At 69.1% G+C, this 17,007-nt stretch carries 13 protein-coding genes, 1 pseudogene and 1 riboswitch; of the genes and pseudogenes, 6 read left to right on the plus strand and 8 right to left on the minus strand.

Annotation, left to right across the window (positions count from 1 at the left end; all coding sequences use genetic code 11):
* The 3 genes from ribB to AOK24_RS29610 all read right to left on the minus strand — a co-directional run.
* Nucleotides 1-788, minus strand: a 788-nt coding sequence (gene ribB, locus AOK24_RS29600; protein WP_240554195.1) for a 3,4-dihydroxy-2-butanone-4-phosphate synthase, incomplete at its 3' end; no start/stop codon positions are given.
* Nucleotides 785-1,408 carry a nicotinamide mononucleotide transporter family protein gene (locus AOK24_RS29605; protein ID WP_055723107.1) on the minus strand — a complete coding sequence of 208 codons (624 nt, stop codon included), beginning with the start codon at nucleotides 1,406-1,408 and terminating at the stop codon, nucleotides 785-787. The genes ribB and AOK24_RS29605, both read right to left, overlap by 4 nt.
* Entirely contained in the window at nucleotides 1,405-2,013 is a 609-nt protein-coding gene (locus AOK24_RS29610; RefSeq protein WP_055723108.1) for a riboflavin synthase, read from the minus strand. The genes AOK24_RS29605 and AOK24_RS29610 overlap by 4 nt, the downstream gene beginning before the upstream one ends.
* 159 nt (nucleotides 2,014-2,172) lie before the next feature.
* Nucleotides 2,173-2,303: riboswitch (FMN riboswitch) on the minus strand.
* A 123-nt stretch (nucleotides 2,304-2,426) separates the two neighbouring features.
* Here AOK24_RS29610 and AOK24_RS29615 point away from each other — a divergent pair.
* Together AOK24_RS29615 and AOK24_RS29620 are read left to right on the plus strand one after the other, a co-directional pair.
* Nucleotides 2,427-2,963 (plus strand): annotated as a pseudogene (locus AOK24_RS29615) (SDR family oxidoreductase); the annotation flags it as partial.
* Between the two features lie 175 nt (nucleotides 2,964-3,138).
* On the plus strand, nucleotides 3,139-3,414 hold the full coding sequence (locus AOK24_RS29620) for a hypothetical protein (RefSeq protein WP_079057056.1): 276 nt from the start codon (nucleotides 3,139-3,141) through the stop codon (nucleotides 3,412-3,414).
* On the opposite strand, the gene AOK24_RS29625 is transcribed toward AOK24_RS29620, so the two are convergent.
* Complete coding sequence (locus AOK24_RS29625; RefSeq protein ID WP_055723109.1) at nucleotides 3,411-6,428, minus strand: Tn3 family transposase; 3,018 nt, start codon at nucleotides 6,426-6,428, stop codon at nucleotides 3,411-3,413. The genes AOK24_RS29620 and AOK24_RS29625 overlap by 4 nt on opposite strands.
* Nucleotides 6,429-6,980: 552 nt before the next feature.
* On the opposite strand from AOK24_RS29625, the gene AOK24_RS29630 reads away from it, so the two are divergent.
* From AOK24_RS29630 to AOK24_RS29645, 4 genes are all read left to right on the plus strand, one after another.
* Nucleotides 6,981-7,385, plus strand: coding sequence for a hypothetical protein (locus AOK24_RS29630; protein WP_055723110.1), 405 nt, complete (start codon nucleotides 6,981-6,983; stop codon nucleotides 7,383-7,385).
* Between the two features lie 265 nt (nucleotides 7,386-7,650).
* Nucleotides 7,651-8,637 carry a hypothetical protein gene (locus AOK24_RS48760; RefSeq protein WP_055723111.1) on the plus strand — a complete coding sequence of 329 codons (987 nt, stop codon included), beginning with the start codon at nucleotides 7,651-7,653 and terminating at the stop codon, nucleotides 8,635-8,637.
* 385 nt (nucleotides 8,638-9,022) lie between these two features.
* Nucleotides 9,023-9,862: an SDR family NAD(P)-dependent oxidoreductase gene (locus tag AOK24_RS29640; RefSeq protein ID WP_055723112.1), complete on the plus strand. Its 840-nt coding sequence runs from the start codon at nucleotides 9,023-9,025 to the stop codon at nucleotides 9,860-9,862.
* 527 nt (nucleotides 9,863-10,389) lie between these two features.
* Nucleotides 10,390-11,325, plus strand: a complete 936-nt coding sequence (locus AOK24_RS29645; RefSeq protein WP_055723113.1) for a recombinase family protein — start codon at nucleotides 10,390-10,392, stop codon at nucleotides 11,323-11,325.
* On the opposite strand, the gene AOK24_RS29650 is transcribed toward AOK24_RS29645, so the two are convergent.
* The 4 genes from AOK24_RS29650 to AOK24_RS29665 form a co-directional block, all read right to left on the minus strand.
* A complete protein-coding gene (locus AOK24_RS29650; RefSeq protein WP_055723114.1) occupies nucleotides 11,303-11,695 on the minus strand; it encodes a hypothetical protein in 393 nt (130 codons plus the stop codon). The genes AOK24_RS29645 and AOK24_RS29650 overlap by 23 nt on opposite strands.
* A 3-nt stretch (nucleotides 11,696-11,698) precedes the next feature.
* On the minus strand, nucleotides 11,699-12,364 hold the full coding sequence (locus AOK24_RS29655) for a recombinase family protein (protein ID WP_055723115.1): 666 nt from the start codon (nucleotides 12,362-12,364) through the stop codon (nucleotides 11,699-11,701).
* Between the two features lie 224 nt (nucleotides 12,365-12,588).
* Nucleotides 12,589-13,563 (minus strand): hypothetical protein, encoded by a 975-nt coding sequence (locus tag AOK24_RS29660; protein ID WP_055723116.1) that lies wholly within the window; start codon nucleotides 13,561-13,563, stop codon nucleotides 12,589-12,591.
* A gap of 169 nt (nucleotides 13,564-13,732) precedes the next feature.
* A complete protein-coding gene (locus tag AOK24_RS29665) occupies nucleotides 13,733-16,873 on the minus strand; it encodes a Tn3 family transposase (protein WP_055723118.1) in 3,141 nt (1,046 codons plus the stop codon).
* Nucleotides 16,874-17,007 lie beyond the last annotated feature (134 nt).

Here is a 17,007-nt window from a genome sequence, read left to right on the forward strand (position 1 = left end):
GATGTGTATAAGGGACAGCGGTGGACGAGGGGGGTCGTCTCCGGGGCGGGGGTGGCCACGGCCAGTTCGCCGGAGCCGACGCTCGTGAGGTCGGCGCGCTCGGCGAGTTCCCGCTGCCTGCGGTACTCGACCAGGTCCTCGATGGAGATGATCGTCAGGCCGTGCTTGCGGGCGAACGGGATCAGCTCGGGCAGCCGCAGCATCCGGCCGTCCTCCCCGGCGATCTCGACGATCGCCCCGGCCGGCCGCAGCCCCGCGAGGCGGGCGAGGTCGACGGCGGCCTCGGTGTGCCCGTTGCGGACGAGTACGCCACCGGGGCGGGCGCGCAGCGGGAAGACGTGGCCGGGGCGGACGAAGTCGTCGGCGTGGACCGGGCCACTCCCCTGGACCCCGCCCGATCCTTCCGCCAGCAGCCGGATCGTCGTCGCCCGGTCCGCCGCCGAGATCCCGGTGGTGACGCCGTGCGCGGCGGACGCGTCGACCGACACCGTGAAGGCCGTCGTCATGGACTCCGTGTTGTCCGCGACCATCTGGGGCAGGGCGAGGCGGTCCAGGTCGGGGCCCTCCATGGGGGCGCAGATCAGGCCCCGGCACTCGCTCATCATGAACGCGACGATCTCGGGGGTGATCTTCTCCGCGGCGACGACCAGGTCGCCCTCGTTCTCTCGGTTCTCGTCGTCGACGACGACGATGGGCCGGCCGGCCGCGATGTCGGCGACGGCCTGGGCGACGGGGTCGAGGGTGAGGTCGTCGGTGTCGGTGTCGTAGAGGACGGTTGCCGTGCTCATGCGGGGACTCCTTCCAGAGCGGTCCGGCGTGAGCGCAGCCACCAGTCGCGCATCCCCCACAGGACGAGGACGCCGTAGATGACGTAGACGAAGCCGGAGAAGGCGTAGCCGTTGGCGAAGTTGAGGGGGACGCCGACGGCGTCGACCAGGAGCCAGGCGATCCAGAACTCGACCATGGCCTTGGCCTGCGCGTACATGGCGACGATCGTGCCGACGAAGATGTACGCGTCCGGCCAGGGGTCCCAGGAGAGGCTGGGGTACGCCTTGAAGAGGAGGGCGACGGCGACCGTGCCCGCCGCGCCCGCGGCGATCATCACGCCGCGCTCCTGCCACGTGGCGAACCGGGGGACGATCCCGCTGCGCGTGCGGTCGCGGCGCCACTGCCACCAGCCGTACAGCGCGACCACCATGACGATGACCTGCTTGCCCGCGCTGCCCGCGAGGTGCCCGTAGAAGGCGATGAACAGGACGAGCCCGGAGAGGAACTGCACCGACCAGGTCGCCAGCGAGCGGCGCCAGCCGAGCGCGAGGGTGATGAGGCCGAGGATGTTGCCGATCATGTCCGACCAGATGATGTGCTGGTCGAACAGGACGAACGCCTCGGAGTTCAGCCAGTTCACTCCGCCGCTCCCGGGACCCGGTCGCCCATCAGGCGCTCGACGTACTTCGCGACGACGTCCACTTCGAGGTTGACCGGCTCGCCGGGCTGCTTGCGCCCGAGCGTGGTCAGGTCGAGGGTCGTCGGGATCAGGCTGACGGTGAAGTGGGCCGGGGCCGCTTCGACGACCGTGAGGCTGATGCCGTCGACCGTGATCGAGCCCTTCTCGACGACGTACCGCGAGATGTCGGCGGGCAGCGAGATCTTGACGATCTCCCAGTTCTCGGACGGCGTACGGGCCAGGACCTCGCCGGTGCCGTCGACGTGGCCCTGCACGATGTGCCCGCCGAGCCGCGCGCCGAGTGCCATCGGGCGTTCCAGGTTGACGCGGGAGCCGACGGTCAGCGCGCCGAGGCTGGAGCGGTCGAGGGTCTCGGCCATCACGTCGGCGGTGAACTCGTCGCCCTCGTGCTCGACGACCGTGAGACAGACCCCGTTCACGGCGATGGAGTCGCCGTGCTTCGCGCCGTCGGTGACGACAGGGCCGCGCAGCCTGAACCGGGACGCGTCGCCGAGGGTCTCGACGGCGGTGACCTCACCCAGTTCTTCAACGATTCCGGTGAACACTTCCCGGGTCCTCCTGCCACGATCGGGCACGGACTCCGGGGCCTGTCGAGAGACGACAGAGAACACGGGCACAAGCACACAGGGGGACGCCGGACACACGTACGCACTCGTCCTCGGACGAGCGCACGTACGGCGGCGCACCAGAGGTGCGTGAACCCGCCGCGCACTGCCTCCCATCCGGACTTTAACCGTCGGTCCAGGAATTCCACCTGGTCAACCGATCACTGGAAGCGATCGGGTCGCGGACTGTAACCGCCGGTTCGGACTTTCACCGACCCCGGAGTGCGCTGCTTTAGGTACACGGTCAGTGTGCCACGGCGGACGGTCGTCCATACGGGTGAAGTATGTGGGGTGGCTCACAGGAAGCGGTCCGGCACGCTGGGTATGGATCGCCCTCTCGAAGGAGTTGAACCATGTCCACGATTCTGGTGACCGGCGGGACGGGAACCCTGGGGCGGCCCGTCGTCGAACGGCTCCGGGCAGGGGGCCACGAGGTCCGGGCACTGAGCCGTCGCGGGCCGGACCACGCCGTCGACCTGACCGCCGGCGGCCCTGCTCTGCGTACAGCGCTGGCGGGCGTCGACACGGTCGTCCACTGCGCGACTTCGCCCCGCGGGGGTGACGAGAAGGCCGCCCGCAACCTCATCGGGGCCGCGCGCGAGGCCGGGGTGAGCCATCTCGTGTTCATCTCGATCGTGGGGGTCGACCGGGTGCCGCTCGGCTACTACCGGGCCAAACTCGCCGTCGAACGCCTGGTGGAGGAGTCGGGCATGGGCTGGACGATCCTGCGGGCGACCCAGTTCCACGACCTCGTGGCCCAGTTGTTGGGCACGCTCGCCAAGGCCCCCCTACTACCGCTCCCCGCCGGGGTAAGCGACCAGCCCATCGAGGTCACCGAAGTCGCCGAACGCCTCGCGGAGTTGGCCTCGACCGAGCCCCAGGGACGAGTCCGGGTGTGAGTAGTTGAGGTACAGGAAGTGCCGCTGAGATTGATCTTGCTGCGGTCGCCTACGGCTCGAACGTCAGTTGCCCGCCGGTTTGGGGTCCGGGTAGGAACGGACCAGGAAACCGGTGTTGCTGTCAGAAGTTTTGACAGCCGCTGATCCGGGCCGCCAGGGTGTGCGGGTGAGCGATGACCCGACGATCGGTTTCCTGAAAGCGGACGTGGCGCGGTTCTGCGCCGGTCTGGAAGATCTGGCGCCCGCGATCCGGTTGCGACTGGTCGTCCAGCTGCGGCAGGCGCTGGGCGAGGTGACGGACGCGGCTCTGGACAGTGGGATGGCCGTGGCGAAGGCGGAGGGCTGGGGGCTGCGGCAGATCGGCGCTCAGGTGGGCTTGTCGCATGAGAAGGTCCGCTACCGGCTCGCCCAGGCGTCGGATGAGCCGGCCGGGCCTTCCTAGAGGGTGGTGCTGGCGCCCTCGGGCTTGCGGGTAGAGCGGAGCTGGCCGCCTTGGACTTCGGCGGGTAGGGCGAAGCTGTAGCGGCCGTGGAAGTTGATGTGGGCGAACTTCAGCGGGGACAGGCGGGCGATGTCCTCGTCGCGTACGTGGATGCCCTCGGCGCGCATCTCCGCGATGATCTTCTGCATGTAAACCGTGTTCCACAGGATGACGATGTTGAGCATCAGTCCCAGCGCCCCGAGCTGGTCTTCCTGACCCTCCCGGTAGGACTGCCTGAGTTCGCCCTTCTGGCCGTGGAAGATCTTCCGGGCAAGGTTGTGGCGGGACTCCTGCCGGTTGAGCTGGGTGTTGATGCGCCGCCGCAGCAGCTCGTCGGTGAAGTACGAGGACAGGTAGGCGCTGCGGTCGAGGCGGCCGATCTCCATGATGGCCTTGCCCGTGGGAGTGGGCTTGCCTCCGGGGGCGAGGACGCGCAGGACCTCGGAGGCTTTGATGGTGCCCGAGTGCAGGGAGCCGGCCACGCGCAGGACGTCGTCCCAGTGGCTGGTGATCTGCTTGAGATTGACCTTGTCGCGGGTCAGGGGGTTGAGCGGCCCGTAGTCGGCGTCCGCGTCCGCCCGGTACAGGGTCGCGCTGCCGGAGTCGGCCAGCCGCGGGGAGAACTGGTAGCCCAGGAGCCGGAACAACCCGAAGACGATTTCCGAGGAGCCGTGCGTGTCCGAGGTGATCTCGACCGGGCGCAGGGCGGTCTCCTGCTCCAGGAGGCCGTCGAGGATGTAGAAGGAATCGCGCTGGGTGCCGGGGATCAGGATGCCGTGCAGGCCGCTGAACTGGTCGGACAGGAAGTTGTAGAACGTGACTCCGCGCCGGCGGGTGCCGAAGTACTTCGGGTTCGGCCCGGAGTTCAGGGTGCGGATCGGGGTGACGAAGCGCAGGCCGTCGGCGGAGGCCAGCTCACCGCCGCCCCACGCCTGCACCAGTGGCAGACGCATGTGGTACTCGACGAGGCGGGCATTGGCCCGGCTGAGGGTCTGGGCGCGCAGGTAGTTCTGTTCGACCCAGAACAGCCGGTTGCGGCTGAGCGCGTCGACGCCGTCGTGGACGATCGGCTCGACCCCGACGTTCGTGGCCTCGGCGGTGAGCACTGCGGCCACGGACAGTTCCAGGTCGTCCATGCGGGAGTTGGCCTCGGAGACGTGGGTGAAGTCGCCGAGGTAGGGCACCCAGGAGTCGACCTCCAGCACCATCTCGGGCAGGTCGACGGCGGGCAGGCGGGCCTCGACTTCCTTGTGGAGCTCGTGCAGGGAGGCGGGTTCGTCCAGGCGGTCCAGGCCGGTGAGGATGATGCGGTCCCGGCCGCCCTGCTGCTCGATCCGCACCGCCGGATTGGCAGCCAGGCCCTTGGCGAACTCGCGGTGGGCCGCATCGAGACGTTCGGTCCACCCGGCCAGGATCTTGTCCGGCTTCACGTCGAGGTCGAGTTCCTCGCAGACGCGGGAGCGGGCCGCCTCCCACGCGGTGTCGTTCAGCAGCCGGGCGTTGGGGTTGCCCCACTTGCGCAGGCCCTCCACGTACACCTCGTGCCGGTGCAGGGCGGTGCGCAGGGCCTCGGTGGAGGCGACGATCAGGGCGCGCTTCTCGACGCTGGCCACGGGCATCGGCGGGGGCGGGAAGACCAGGCGCCGCCAGGCAGAGGTGAGGAACTTCACCGGGACCTCCCACGCCTGGATGGGGCGGCGCCGTCCCTTGAGGGATTTGACGAAGGCCAACGCGTCCAACACGGGCTCGCCGGCCGGACTCGACTCGAATTCGAACGTCTTGAGCAGGTCGGGGAGGAAACGGGCGACGGTGTTGTAGCGGGCGGCGAGCATCTGCTCGGCGCCGTCGTCGGGCTCCTGCGCGAGGAGCTTGACCGTGTCCGCGGCGGCGTGGAACGGGCCGACGTCCATGGTGTCGAGCATCGCCCGGATGTCGCCCTCGGGGTCGGCGGCCGTCCCGCACACCGCGATCCACATCTGGCGCAGCAGGATCGCCGCGGCGTCCAGGTCCTTGAGGGTCCGCAGCCGCTGCTTGGTCATCTTGGTGCTGGAGGAACGGATCAGGTCGCCCATCACCAGGTCGAACACCTCGATCGCCTCGTCCGCGGCGATCTGCGGCATCACCGCGGCGAACGCCACCAGAGTGGCCAGGCGCCGGTCCCCGGCGAGGTCGGAGACGGCCTGTGCGCGGGCGGCCCGCGCGAAGCGCACCAGGGCCTGGAGCCGTCCCGGCGGGATCGCGGACAGGTCCCACGCCGTGCCGCCGAAGGCGTTCAGCGCCTCGTACCGTTCCAGCGCCTTGCCCACCCCGCGCGCGGTGATGTCCCGGGGTGAGCGCCGCAGCCGGTCCAGCTCGGAGAGCCGCTTGCCCGCCGGGACGACGACCAGGCCCTGCAAGCCGGCGGCCTGCTCCTCGGTCGGGGCAGCGGCGAGCGTCGCCCACAGGCGTTTCTCGGCGCGCTCGCGCGAGCCGGAGACCAGCCGCTCCAGCACGGTCACCCCGGGCAGCACCACCTTCTTGTCGACCAGCCGCTTGGTGGCCAGGTCGAACAGCAGGGTGGGGCGCTCGGAGCCGATCCACGCTCTCTGGTACATCCAGCGGGCCAGCGCGAACCACTGGTCGAACTCGAACTTCGTGTACCCGTAGCCCTCGCGTATCTGCTCCTGGTGGTCCCAGCGGTGCTCTTTGGTGCCGTAGCCGGCGAACTCGGCGGGGTCCAGTCCCAGCTGCTCGGCGACGTGGTCGACGACGACGGCGGGCACCTGCTCGGGGTTGTCCAGGAACGTCCCCAGATACCGGACAGTCCCGAGCTGGACCGCCCAGCCGATCCGGTTCCGCGCGCCCTTGGCGGCCATCGCCCGGCGCCGGGCGGTCTGGTCGAGCAGGAAGGAACCGGCGAGCTGTCCCTCGTCCGGTTCTTCCGCGAACCGGCCGAAGCGCCGTCGTTGGTCCTCGCTGAGAAAGTTGGTGGGCACCGCGCGCTCCTTGATCGTTAACGTGGCTCGCGCGCGACGTTCCCAGCCTCTCCGACCGCTTGTTCGGCGATCTTCCATTCCGGTCCGGATCATCACCGCATCTGGTAGGCGGACAGCTGGCCGTGGACACCGGGGTCAACTCTGGCCCGTATGGCCGGACGGGAGGTCCCTTGGGGGACGGCCAGGAGGAACGTCCGGACTGAAAGGCGCGAAGCTGCCGTATCTGCCGTGCGGGGCGTGTTGCCTGCGGGGCACCGTCCTCGCCGGGCGGGGCAGGTGCCGCAGGAGGGCGGGCGCGTAGCCGGACGTCGGCAGGCCAGGTTCACCCGTTCGCCCAATGTGTCATGTGATGTTCACATGTTCGGATCGTCTTGAATTCCTCGTGTGGCGCACGTGGTGTCCGGGCCCTAGCCCGGACAAGCGCTGCGAGAAGAGTCCGTGCCGGCCGCGTTCGAGCGGCCCGAAGTGATGGGACCCCCCATGCGCACACCTTTGCGTCCTGCTGTCACCGCTACCGCTCTCGCTCTCTCCCTGGCCGCCGGCCTGGGGGCCATGACCGCTCCGGCGGCCCACGCCGAGCCCGTCTACGGCTGCGGCAGCCAGGTCTCCGACTACGTCGGCGGGGACGCCGTAGACACGGCGTTCACCGGCACGGTCGAAGTGGCCGCTGACAGCAGGGTCTTCACCGTGACTCCGCTGGGTGCGGGCAGCGTGGTGATGGAGTCTTCGATCACCGCCCCGAACAGCACGGTCGGCCGTCGTGCGGTAGGCGCCTTCACGCTGCGGGCCAACGCCGCCGGCAAGGGCCTCATCGACTTCCCGGTGTACGCGGGCAAGGCGTACGTCACGGACGTCGTGTGCGGGGGCGGCGGCACCCGGGTGACGAAGATGATCGGCTCGGTGGACGTCGCGGACGAGGGGGGCAAGAGCGTCGACTTCACCGTCGAGCGCGCCTGACACGGCCGCCGCCGGCCCTCCTGCCTCGCCCAGAAGAGGTGATGCGGGCCTTCGAAGTCAGGGAGCACTTGTCGGCACGCATCCGCCGGTGGCCTTGCCGCGGGCCGCCCGGCCAGAGTGTCCGACGCTCCGCCGAGGTGCGCGGGGATGCTGCCGATGAGCGGCACCTCCCTCAGGTTCGAAGACCCGGCAACGCGGGCCCGTAACGCGGACGGGCACACAAAGGGACATCTTCTCGTTGCCTCCACATGAAAGGAGCCAGTCCGTGGCCGTCCGCTCACGACGCACGACTGTCCGCCTGGCCTCGCTCGTCGCCCTCGCCTCCGCCCTGGCGATGCCGGCCCACGCGTCGCCCTCGAAGACATCTGCACCGCAGCCCACGCTGGAGAAGCTCTCACCCCAAGGCGGGATCACCGTCACGGCGAAGCAACGCACATGCTTCGATGTCGAGGTCAAGGGCCACGGCTTCCGCCCCGTGGCTCCCGGTGAGGACCCGACGTACAAGACGGTCAGATTCCACGTCCCCACGGCGTTGGAGGAAGACGGAGTGACAGCTGTCCCCGATGAGCGGGGCGACTTCGGGCCGGTCAAGATTCATACCTGCAACATCACCACACACGGTGCCCGCGAGGTCTCGCACGTGTGCCAGGCGGATGAGGTCCATCCCGGTAAGCACTCCACCGCGGCGGAACAGGCGGCCTTCAGCGGGAGCGGGGCGTACGGCAACCCATGTGCCCACCTGGCTCCCGGCGTGGTGATCGAGAAGGGGACACGCTGGGTCAGCCACCACGTCGTCGTCACCGCCAAACAGGGCCTCTCATGGGAGGAGAAGCAAAAGCGACTGAAGGACCTGAAGAAGCAGAGGCGGCTAGAGAGGCTTGGGATTCAGGTGTTCATCAACCATTTGAACGACGATCCCGACACACTCTCTTGCTTCAAGGACGCCGCGGAATTCGAGCCCCTGGGGGAGGGCTCCTCCAATCCATACGTCGAGGAGGACGTCGAGGAGGACGTCGAGAAGGACGTCGAGAAGGACGTCGAGAAGGACGTCGAGAAGGACGTCGAGAAGGAAATCGCGGAGGTCGAGGACGCCGAGTGCATCAAGCTCATCAAGGACAACAGGAAAGATGTCGATGAATTGCTGGCGTCCTACCACAAGGCGAGTAAAGAGATCAGCATGCTGGAGCAGACCGCCCCCGGGGGGACCAGCGCATCGGCGTCCTGGCCCCTCAAGGTCATCTTCACCAGCTGAGGGAGCGGCCGGCCGGCGAAAGACGTCGGCTGGGCGCACGGGATGTCCCCGGTCCCGGGACGAACCCAGGACCGGTGACTGGCGGGCTCGGCGGACCGGGTCCTCACACGCTTCGGCGGTTCTGGGCTTGATCCTTGACGTCGTCCTTGATCGACAGTTGTCGTGCGGTCACTCGTCCGAGTGATCACAGGGCATGCGGGCGGCCTTCCCCGTGATCCCGAACTCTGCGACGACATCCAGCAATCCGCGAAGAAGGCCGTGGCGATGACTGGCCCACGTCGCGGTGGTGAAAGCCGCCGCGGGCCTCTGGCCGGCGCGGACCCCCTGGTCAAGGCAGCGGCGGCTACGACGAGCCGTTGCCGAACCGGAAGACAGGAGCCCTGCCATGCAGGCATCCACCCCCGGCGCACTCTCCCTGTCCGGCCGCACCGCCCTGGTCACCGGTGCCTCCAGCGGCATCGGTGCCGCAACCGCGCTCGCCCTCGCGGCGGCCGGAGCCGACGTCGCGGTACTCGCCCGGCGCGAGGAACGCCTGGAAGACACCGCGCAGGGCATCCGGGACCTCGGCCGACGCGCCCTCGTGCTGCCCTGCGACGTCACCGACCCGGCGGCCGTCGAGACCGCGATCACCACCCTGAGGTCCGAGTTCGCCGCGCTCGACGTGCTCGTCAACAACGCCGGGCACCCCATCTTCAACGCGCCGTTCCTCGACACCCGTCCCGAGGGCTGGAGCCGCGTCCTCGACCTCAACCTCACCGCCGTGGCCCGACTGTGCCAGCTCATCGGCACCGACATGGTCCGCCGCCGCCGGGGCACCGTCATCAACATCGCCAGCATCACCGCCCACCGCCCCTGGCCCGCGATGTCCGCCTACAGCGCCGCGAAAGCCGGTGTCGTGGCCCTCAGCCTCGCCCTCGCCCAGGAGTGGGCCGAGCACGGCGTACGGGTCAACGTCGTCAGCCCCGGCTGGATCGACACCGACATCAACCGCCGGCTGACGGCAGACCCCCAACTGCGCTCCGGCATCGAACACGACGTACCACTGGGCCGCTGGGGCCTGCCCTCCGACGTGGCCGGGGCCATCCTCTGGCTGGCCTCCGACCTCGCCGACTACGTGACGGGAGCTCACATCAAGGTGGACGGCGGTCACGGGGCGCAGGTCCCCATCCGCTGGAAGACCTATCACCTACGGCCGACGGCAGACACCCGCCCAGCAGACGGCTGACACACGATCCGGACGAGGCGGACCCCGTTCACCCCGGCCCCGCACGTCGTCCGCCACACGGTGATCCCGCCGGGCGGCTTCCCCTCTCCCCCCGCAGACGGGACCGGCGCCTCGGGCCCGCCGGGATCGGACGCAGCCTGCTACCCCGCCGCCGACCCCGCGACCGCCCTCGCAAGAACCGCTCGTGCATCACCGGGCCGCGGAATCTCCGATGGACGCGGGCCCGGGACCGATATGCGAGAACCCAGGCTCTGCAGCAGTGCCTGCCCCATGGCCCAGCCCGTGCAGCCGACGGACGCTCGTGCGTCATCACCGCAGCTCCCCGATCCCCGACTTCCCCAGGTGGCTCGCGGGTCAGCTCTCACCTGTCGGCAAACCAACGAATGACGACAGGCGCGGCGGACGTCCAATGAACCCGGACTTTCCGGGGCCTGACGACGGCTCAGATCCAATGAGATCCGATGCCGGTTGACGACAGGGTTAGATGACACCCGAGGTCCGATGAGGCGGCAGAAGCGAGGGACAGCGTGGCCAATCTCGTCTACAAGCGGGTGTCGACCGACCAGCAGTCGACCGACCGCCAGAACCTCGTCCTGGCCGAGGCCGGGATCAAGGACCCGGTCGTCTTCGAGGAAGACCCGGGCACCTCCAGCCGCCTCCACCCACTTGAGCGCCCGAAGTTCGGCGAGCTGCTCACCTACGCGCGGCCGGGCGACACCGTGCACATCTCCGAGATGTTCCGCCTCGTGCGCGGCACCGGGCACATCCTCGACGTGCTCGACGTCCTGCACCGCGACCAGGTAGCACTGCGCATCCACGACGGCGCGTTCTCCGGCATGGACCTCACCGCCCGGCACCCGCGCACCGGAGAGCTGCTGTCCACCGTGAAGTTCATGGTGCAGACCCTCGCCGCCGCCGGCGAACTCCAGCGCGACCTCCAACGAGAGCTGACGTACGACGGACTGCGGGCCGCCGAGGCGAAGGGAAACAAGGGCGGACGCCGCCCCGCCCTCGCGGGCGAGACGATCGGCGACGTACGCGCCGCCTACCTGGAGGGCCAGTCCATCGCCGCCCTGGCCCGCGCGCACGGCGTCAGCCGTGGCGCCGTCCGTACCGCCGTCGCCGACCTCCTGCCCGAGCACGTCACCGACGAAGTCGCCCCGGCCCCGGAGCTGTCGATCGTCCTCGACATGCCGGGGAAGGTCGCCGACTTCCTCCGCGACGCCGACCTGGACGACGCCGAGCAGGCCGCACTCGACCACGGCCAGGCCGTACGACGCGGGACTGGCTACACCCTCCGCGTCGCCGCCGTGCCCGCAGTCCACCGCCAGCTCCTCGACCGCTGCCAGGTCCTCGACGGCGTCGGCGCGATCCCTGCGCAGCGCAAGGCCCGCCGCGAGTACGAGAACCGCGTCAACGCACTCGGGCCGACACCTGAGATCACACGCTGTCAAGACTTCTGACAGCAACACCGGTTCTCTGGTCCGTTCCTACCGGACCCCCGGTTTCGAGCGCGGTACGGCGGGCTTCGGCCCGGGTACGGGCGTGGTGGTCCTGGTCGTAGTGCAGGTGGCAGCCCTGGCACATGGCCTTGAGGTTGGCCGGGTCGCAGTTCTCCGGCGTGTGGTCGAGGTGCGCGACGGTCAGGACGACCTTGGAACCGGTGCCGTATGCGGGCTGTCCGTTGAGGTTGGGGCAGCGGCCGGTGTGCGTGCCGCGTCCGCATTCACCCTCGCACTCGCACCGGCCGGCGGCACGGACCGTGCGGATACGGAGGCTGATCGCTTTCCAGTCGGCGGGGTACCGGTCGCGGTTCTCCGGTCGGATCGGCACAGGTCACCGCTCCGTGGCGTCGAGCTGGCGGGGGACGGCGCGTAGTTCGCGCAGGTCGGGGATGTGGTTGTAGAGGGTGCCCGGGGAGACGCCGAGGAGCTTGGCGATCGAGGTGATCGAGCGGCCGGGGTCAGGCAGCAGGTCGCGGGCGGCCTTGATGACTTCCTCGGTGGCGACGGTGGGACGTCCGCCGACCCGGCCGCGGGCGCGGGCGGCGGCCAGGCCCTCGCGGGTGCCCTGGACGATGAGTTCGCGGATGAACTCGGCGAGGGCGGCGAAGACATGGAAGACGAGACGGCCGCCGGGGGTGGTGGTGTCGAGGCTCTCGTGCAGCGAGGTGAACCCGATCTCGCGGGTGCGGAGTTCGGCGACCATGTTGATGAGGTCCTGGAGGCTGCGGCCGTAGCGGTCGAGCGAGGGGACTACGAGGGTGTCGCCGGCGTCGAGGAATGCGTGGCACGCCTTCAGCTCCGGGCGCAGGTCGGTCTTGCCGGACTTCCTGTCGGAGAAGATCTTGCGGCACCCGGCGGCGGTGAGGGCGTCGATCTGCCGTTCGAGCTTCTGCCCGCCGGTCGACACCCGGGCGTACCCGATCTTGATCTCGGTTCGTACCAGCGGCTCGGCGACAAGGAGTTCGGGATGGCCGGACGGGGCCGGGAGGTCATTCATGACCCCGGATCATGTCAGAAAACGGTAGTCCGGAGTTCTTGAATGACCCAGGTTTTTGAAGGGGTTTTTGAAGGCCGTGAGGGGGTGTCCGGACCCCCTCACGGTGATCTTCAGAAAACGAACGTTTCTTGAAGGATCGATCAGTGCTCAGGCGGCTCGGAGGGCTCGACGGCAAGATCGAATGAGGCAGGGCATGATCACCTATGAAACATGCCCGCCCAAGCTCACCCAAGGTCGGCAAAACAGTCGGAGCAGACGGCTTCCTCGTCGGTAGGGTTGTACAGCCGTCCGCACCGCATGCATTCCCATAGGTCGTTCTGCACCTCCGCACAGTTGAAGCAAAGGGGAATGCGCGAGCCATCACTTGCGACAGTCTCAGCTTCCAGGACGAGCGTCGGCGTCTCGCAGTCCGGGCAGTCGACGAGGGTTTCCTCGTAGGGGTCTCCGGGGGCCGGGGAGTAACCGAAGGCGTTGTCGTACGCGCTGGCGAGTTCTAGCGGGTCCGTCCAGTCCCGGGGGCAGAACCGACAGCTGTTCGTAACTCCGTCAACGATCAAGGCCAACTGCTGGCAGTCAGGACAGTGGACTGTGCGCCCCTCGTGTCCTTTGAGGTCGCTCTCCTTGAGTCGCTCCATGCGGCTGGCGACGTAGCTCTCAATGCGCACCAATCCAGTCCGAATCTCCTCCAGGTCGTCCGCGACGGCCTCCTCATCATCGGCGTCGAGGTGAGGCAGGAGGTGCTGGTCCAGGAAGCGGATCAGGAAGTCGAGCACGTCGGCAGCACGTGTGAGTACAGCGTTGGCCTCCTCGGTGATGCCCCAGTGCTGGAGCTGGTTCCGAGTGGTTGCCAGGTCGAGCAGAGTCTTCTTGTCGTCGACACTGATGTCGAGACCGACGACTTCGACAAGGCGGCGGACGGTTTCGGTGTTGGTGGTGCTCTCGAACTCGCCCTTCTCGAACTTCTTAAGATTTGTCTTCTCAGCCTTGGAGATGACCAGACTCCAGTGCTCTTCGCGTAGACGAGCCTTGAGGAGCACTTCGGCGGCTGCCTGGAGGTGAAGGACTGCGTACTTGAGGTCACGCTCACTCGGCTCGCCGCTCGAACGGGCGAGTCGGTCAATGACGTCGCGGAGGTAGTCAATCCCGTTCGGAACCGGGGGGTAGTGGATCTGTCGCTTCCGTGCTTCGTCTTCAGTCACAGTTGACTCATTCTTCTTCAGGTCGTTGAGGTGCTGAACTCAACGTACGCGGCATATGGGCATCCGTTGACACTGCTTCAGGTGGCGAGTGACCGGCTGTCTCAGCGGGGTGCCGGAATCGGTGACCGCCTCCCCGGCCGACGGGGTTCCCAGACTGCGGATGCGCCGGTCACTCCTCGTCCTCGTCGTCCTCCACCGCGTCCGGGTCCCGCAGGGGGCGCAGGCCCTGGCCGGGGCCGCTGGCCTTGATGTTGAACAGGTAGCGGCCCAGGAAGTTGATGTGCCGGTTCTTGAGCGGGGACAGGCGGGCGATGTCCTCGTCCCTGATCTCGTGGCCTTCCGCCCGGAGTTGGGCGACGACGGCGTCCAGGTAACGGGTGTTCCACAGCACCACGGCGTTGAGGACCAGGCCGAGCGCGGCGAGCTGGTCCTCCTGGCCGTCGCGGTACGCCTGGCGGATCTGGCCCCGGCCGCCGTGGCAGATCGCGCGGGCGAGGCGGTGGCGGGACTCCTGGACGGTGAGCTGCCGGTTCATCAGCCGCCGGTAGGTGTCGTCGACCGGGTCGACCAGGGCGAGCAGGTGCATGGTCTTGTCGATCCGGCCGTACTCGGCGAACGCGGCGCCGAGCGGGGTGGGGTGGCCCTCGCGGCCGAACATCCGCAGCAGGTCGTAGGCGCGGACCTGGTTGGTGATCAGCGATCCGGCGACCCGGAGCATGTCCGGCCAGTGCGTGGCGATCCGCTTCAGGTTGACCTTGTTGCGGGCGATGGCCTCCAGCGGCCCGTACCCGGCGGCCGGCATCTCGCTCTCGGGGAGGTCGGCCCGCCAGAACCGCTGGTCCTGAAGGTCGCGGAAGCGCGGGGCGAAGCGGAAACCGAGCATCTTGTACAGGCCGAAGGCCATGTCCGAGTACGAGGCGTTGTCCGTCGCGACCATCTCCGGACGCACCCCGCCGTCCAGGTTCAGCAGGGTGTCCAGGGTGAACAGGCTGTCGCGCGGGGTGCCGCGCACGACCATCGCGCCGATTCCGGCGACCTGGTCATTGACGGCGTTTAGCCAGGTCAGGCCCCGTTTGTATCCGTAATATTTGGGCGAGGGAGCGGTGTTGATGCTCTTGACGGGGACCACGAAGCGCAGCCCGTCGACGGATGCGAGCAGCCCGCCGCCCCACATCTGCGCCAGCTCGATACGGGACTGCGCGGTGATCAGGGCGGCGTTCGCCGCGGCGATGGTGTCCGCGCGCAGGTAGTTCTGGTCCACGTGGGACAGCCGCGAGCGGGTCAGCGCCTTGTTGGTGCTGGTGGAGTCGATGACCGGGGTCAGGCCGATGTTGCAGCTCTCGGCGACCAGCAGCGCCACCAGGGAGACGAGCAGCCCCTCCATGCGGGAGGGCCGGTCGGACACGTGCTTGAAGGCGTCCAGGAAGCCGGTCCAGGAGTGGACCTCGAACAAGAGGTCCGGCAGGTCGATCCTGGGGAGCATCGCCTCCGTGGTCTGCTTCAGCCAGGTCAGCGACTCCGGCTCGCCGACCGCACCCAGCTTGTCCACCGACAGCTTGGCCCGGCCGCCGCCGTCGGGGACGACGATCTCCACCTTCGCCTCGTCCCCGGCCTCCGCGAGCCGGTCGGCCATCTGCCGCCACGCGGCATCCAGCACACGCGTGAGCTGGGCCAGATGCTCGCCGGCGTCCTCGGACAGGCTCAGGCCCGCGAGCACGTCCGCCTTCATCGCCTCCCACCGCGCACCGTCCAGCAGCCGGGCGCGCGGGTCCGCCCACCGGTTCGACGGGGAGGCGAACACGTTGCGGTTGTTCAGCGCCCGGTGCAACTGCTCCAGCACGCACACCACGTACGCGTCCCGGTCGACCGCGCCCTGCGGCAGCTTCGGATTGGAGAACACCGCCCGCTTCCACATCGCCGGCACCAGCTCGGCGTCCACCTCGCGGGGCAGCAGCGGCCGGTCCTTCACCCGCCGCCGGGACAGCGCGGGCAGACGGCGCACCGCGGCGAGCAGGCGCCGCCCGGCCGGGGCCGCGCCGAGCGCGTCGGACTCGCCGAGCAGGGACAGGAACGGGCGCACGGTGTTGTAGCGCAGGGCCAGCTTCTCGCGCATCGCCGCCTCGGCCGACCCGTCGTCCTCCGGCACCAGGGCCTCCACCGTCGCGACCGCCCCGGCGACCGCCGTACGCGGCACGGCCTCCTCCACCGCCGCCCACAGCGCGCCCACGTCCAGGTCCGTCCCGGCCTCGGCGACCAGGTCCAGCTCCTCCGTCAGGATCTTCGACGCCTTCGCCAGGATGCGGGCCGCCTTCTCCAGCTGCGGCAGCATCGCCAGGCGGTCCCTCTCCGACGCCCGCCGGGCCGGGCTGATCAGCCGGTTCGCCATCAGCACCGCGAACAGGTCGAGCGCGTCGTCGACGGCCTGCGCCTCCAGCTGGCGCACCACCGCCGTCAGCAGGGCGGTCTGCCGCGGCTCCGGCGCCCGCTCGATCGTCTGCGCCTTGCTCAGCTGCCCGTACCGGGCCAGCGTGTTCAGCCGGTTCACCGGCACCGACGCCAGGTTCACCCGGCCCAGGCCGAACGCGGAGATCTCCTCGACCCGCTCCAGCGCCCGCACCATCGCGGTGCCCGTCGACTTCACCGGCGGCGTACGCAGCCGCTCCAGCTCCGAGACCCGCCTGCCGTCCGGCACCACCAGCAGCGTCCTCAGCGCCGGCGCGAGCTGCGGGTCCACGCGGTGCGCGGCCCGCGCCACCGCCTGATACAGGCGCCGCTCGGACGCCGTACGGGCCTCCGACACCTGCCGGGCCAGCACCGAGACACCCGGCAGCAGCACCCGGTGCCGGCGCAGCCACGTCACCGCGTGGTTGAACAGCGCCACCGGCCCCTCGGCATGCGTCCACGCCCGCCCGTACAGGAAGCTGCGGAACTCCCGCCCCCACGCCCGGTCACTGAAGTCGCGGTACTGGAACCGCTCCTGGATCTCCCGCGCGTGCTCGTACGGCGTCCTGCGCCGCTCGGCGTACCGCTTCACGGAGGAGGTGTCCTCGATGCCGAGCTGCCCGGCCAGGTACTCCACGACCTCCCACGGCACCGCGAGCGGATCGTCCCCGAGGAACCGGCCGATGTAGCGGACCGTTCCGATCTGCACCGCCATGCCCAGCCGGTGCCCGTCCGACCGGCGCAGGGCGATCAGATCCCGGTCCGCGTCGTCCAGGAAGAAGAAGCGCTCCAGCTCCGGACGCGTGGGCACCTCGGCGAAGGCACCGTACGCCTCCGCCTGTTCGTCAGATAAAAACTCCACCGGCACGGCCGGACCGTAGCCAGCCACAGCGCCAGCCCGGCGGACCTTCGGCGAACTCCTGCGGAGCCCTCAGCCGGTGTGGTAACCCACCATGATCAATCTCAGCGGCACTTCCTGTACCTCAACTACTCACACCCGGA

The sequence above is a fragment of the Streptomyces niveiscabiei genome (genome assembly GCF_001419795.1).
GTDB classification, from domain to species: domain Bacteria; phylum Actinomycetota; class Actinomycetes; order Streptomycetales; family Streptomycetaceae; genus Streptomyces; species Streptomyces niveiscabiei.

What these genes read in the sequence shown, in the direction of transcription:
- AOK24_RS29630 (WP_055723110.1), top strand. Translation starts at nt 6,981, where the DNA reads ATGACCGCTCCGGCGGCCCACGCCGAGCCCGTCTACGGCTGCGGCAGC.
- AOK24_RS29640 (WP_055723112.1), top strand. Translation starts at nt 9,023, where the DNA reads ATGCAGGCATCCACCCCCGGCGCACTCTCCCTGTCCGGCCGCACCGCC.
- AOK24_RS29655 (WP_055723115.1), bottom strand. Translation starts at nt 12,364, where the DNA reads ATGAATGACCTCCCGGCCCCGTCCGGCCATCCCGAACTCCTTGTCGCC.